Annotated in this window: 1 protein-coding gene; it reads left to right on the forward strand. The window is 75.3% G+C overall.

The genetic code is table 11. The annotated features are described in order from the left end of the window. Positions 1–2,775 (forward strand): type I polyketide synthase (locus HII36_RS54450; RefSeq protein WP_173531256.1); only part of this gene is annotated, 2,775 nt, incomplete at both ends.

A 2,775-nucleotide genomic window follows, 5' to 3' on the forward strand; every position in this document is an offset into this window, starting at 1 on the left:
GGCCCAGCCCCCTGCCATCGCCCAGGGCGAGCCGTCGCCCGGCGGCGAGGCGCGGCGCGAGGTGATCGCGCTGCGGTGTGACGGCGGCCTGGAAGGGTTCCTCGCCCTGGTGATGGACGCCTACGTCCGGGGCGTCGCAGTGGACTGGACGCCGGTCCGGGCCGGCGGGCCTGTCACGGACCTGCCCACGTACCCGTTCCAGCGCTCCCGCCACTGGCTGAACCCCGTTGAAGCCCCGCGGACCGGCCTGGCCCCGCTGACGCATCCGCTGCTCGGCGCCATGATGCCGCTCGCCGACGGCGACCGGCACGTCTTCACCGGGCAGGTGTCGCTGCGCAGTCACCCCTGGCTGGGCGACCACGTGGTGGCGGGTGCCGCGCTGCTGCCCGGCACCGCGTTCGTCGAGCTGTGCCTGTACGCGGGCGCGCGGGCCGGATGCGGTGAGCTGACCGAACTGACCCTGGAGTCGCCGCTGCCGCTGACGGATGAGACGTCGACGCTGCAGGTCGTCGTCGGCGAGCCCGATGCGGCCGGCGCGCGCGGGGTGACCGTGCATTCGCGCCCGGGCGACGATGAGGACTGGGTCAGGCACGCCACCGGCGTGCTGGCCCCCGCCGACGCGATGGCCGCGGCGCCTGAGCCGGGACCCGCCTGGCCGCCGCCCGCGGCCGCGCCGCTGGAGGTCGGCGAGCTCTACGACCGCCTGGCGGACCTGGGCTATCACTACGGCGCCGCCTTCCGCGGCGTGCGGGCCATGTGGCGAACGGACGACGCCGTCTACGCCGAGTTGCGGCTCCCCTCCCCGGATCTGCCCTTCCTGATCCACCCCGCGCTCCTGGACGCCGCGCTGCATCCGGGGCTGCTGCCCGCCGACGCGGTCCGCCTGCCGTTCGCGTGGTCGGGCGTACGCCTGCACGGCCCGGCGGCCTCGGCCCTGCGCGTCCGGGTGACCGCCGCCGGCCAGGACACGCTGACCATCGCGGCCTGGGACGAGAGCGGGCGGCCCGTCGCCGCCGTCTCCTCGCTCGCCCTGCGCCCGGCTCCCACCGGACGGCTGCCCGTGCACGCGCTGGAGTGGCCGGCGATCGACGCGGCCGCCGAGCCGAACGGCGCCCCCGCCCGCCTTCGTCTCGACCTGCCGCCCGGTGACGTGCCCGCCCAGGTGCGGGCGGCCACCACGCGGATCCTGGACGAGGCCAGGCGCCATCTCGACCGGGAGAGCGGGCCACTGGTCGTCGTGACCTCGGGCGCGGTCGCCACCGGCGCCGACGAGGACGTCACGAACCTGGCCGGCGCGGCCGTCTGGGGCCTGCTCAGGACCGCGCAGGTGGAGTACCCGGACATGTTCGTCCTCGTCGACACCGACGCCGAGACCAACGCAGATGATTCCGGTGATCTGCTCGCCGCGGCCGTGGCCACCGGTGAGCCGCAGCTCGCGATCCGCGGCGGCGTGGTCCGCGTGCCCAGACTCGTCCGGGTGCCCGACGGCCGGAACCCGGTTCCCGCCCTCGACCCGGACGGCACCGTCCTGCTCACCGGCGCCTCCGGGGCGCTGGGCGGCCTGCTCGCCCGGCACCTCGTCACCCGTCACGGCGTCCGGCACCTGCTGCTGGTCAGCCGCCGCGGCCCGGACGCGCCGGGGATGGCGGACCTCGTCGCCGAGCTGACCGGGCTGGGCGCGACGGTGCACGTGGTGGCCGCCGACGTGGCCGACCGCGAGGAGGTCGCCCGCGTGCTGGCCGGCGTCGAACGTCCGCTCACCGCCGTCGTCCACGCCGCCGGGGCGCTCGACGACGGCGCGCTGACGTCGCTGACCCCGCAGCGGTTCGAGGCGGTGCTGCGTCCCAAGGCCGACGCGGCCTGGCACCTGCACGAGCTGACCATGGACCTGGACCTGGCCGCGTTCGTGTTGTTCTCGTCGATCACGGCGACGCTGGGCAACGCCGGTCAGGCCGGCTACACGGCCGCGAACGGTTTCCTCGACGGCCTGGCCGCCCACCGCCGGGCGCTGGGGCTGCCCGCGACGGCGCTGGTGTGGGGCCTGTGGGAGCAGCCGAGCGGCATGACCGCGCATCTGAACGAGGCCGACCTGGCGCGCATGGCCAGAACCGGCATCGCGCCCATCACCGTCGGCGAAGGGCTCGAGCTGTTCGACGCCGCGCTCTCGACCGGACACGCGGCCCCGGTCGCCGCGCGGCTCGACCTGGCCGCGGCACGTTCAGGGCCGATACCGGCCGTGCTGCGCGACCTGGTGCGCCCGAGACGCGCGCCCGTCACGGGACCGGGTGAGGTCTCCTGGCAGGACGACATGGCCGCGCTGAGCGAGGAGGCGCGCGCCGCCGCCGTGATCGAACTGGTCACCGCGGAGACCGCGGTCGTGCTCGGGCACGGCTCGGCGGCGGACGTCGACCCGCGGCGCACGTTCAAGTCGTCCGGGTTCGACTCGCTGGCCTCGGTGGAGCTGCGCAACCGCCTGACGGCGGCCACCGGGCTGACGCTTCCCGCCACGCTCGTCTTCGATCATCCGACCCCCACCGCCGTCTCGGACTTCCTGCTGGAACGCGTGTCGGCCCGGCCCGCCCCCGCCGTGACCGCGTCTCTTCAGGTGCGGACGGTGGACGAGCCGATCGCGGTGGTCGGCATGGCCTGCCGACTCCCCGGCGGCGTCGAAACACCCGAGGATCTGTGGCAACTCGTCTCACAAGGCATCGACGCCACCACCACCTTCCCCACCAACCGCGGCTGGAACCTCAACACCCTCCACCACCCCAACCC

Origin of the sequence: Nonomuraea antri (assembly GCF_013283785.1) — a bacterium.
GTDB lineage: Bacteria > Actinomycetota > Actinomycetes > Streptosporangiales > Streptosporangiaceae > Nonomuraea > Nonomuraea antri.